The sequence below is a fragment of the Microvirga sp. KLBC 81 genome, assembly GCF_003075415.1.
GTDB lineage: Bacteria > Pseudomonadota > Alphaproteobacteria > Rhizobiales > Beijerinckiaceae > Microvirga.
The window spans coordinates 1-577 of the sequence record NZ_QDAH01000320.1; the positions used below are offsets into that span (position 1 = coordinate 1).

1 protein-coding gene is annotated in these 577 nt (G+C 66.4%); it reads right to left on the minus strand.

Annotated features, from left to right (window positions below; translation table 11 throughout):
- The coding region (locus DC522_RS33990) for an amidohydrolase family protein (RefSeq protein ID WP_205769950.1) at positions 1-577 on the minus strand (577 nt) is incomplete at both ends.

Below are 577 nucleotides of genomic sequence, written 5' to 3' on the forward strand. Positions count from 1 at the left end.
CGGGCGCCTCCCAGGCGACGTACTGGTCGATCCTTTCCAGCGTCAGCGGCAGCAGCCCGCCGAAATGCGGGATGATGATCTTGATATCGGGGAAGCGGCTCGGGATGCCCTTCAGGATCAGCTGCATGGCGGCGACCGTGTCTTCGACCGGCGCGCCGATCGACCAGGTCAGCTGATGCTCCGTGATCAGCGGCGAATGCGCGCCATGGCCGGCAGGGTGCACCGACAGCACGCTCTGCCGGCGGTTGAGTTCGCGGTAAAGTGGCTCGAATTGCGCGTCGGCGATCGAACGGCCGAGCACCGAGGTGGTGATGCAGGCGCCCAGCATGCCGAGCTCCGAGATCGCCCGGTCGAGCTCGGCAAGCGAAGCGTCGATATGGGGGAGGGGCAGCGAAGCGATCGCCCGGAACCGGTTGGGGTGTTGCCTGACGAGCGCCGCATAGTCGTCATTGACCTTCCGCGCCGCCGCGATTGCGGTTGCCTCATCCTCGAAATGCGGGGAAAGCGGCGTCGCCGTCAGCACCTGCAGGTCGATGCCGACGGCATCGAGCATGGCGAAGCGGGTGGCGAGTTCATC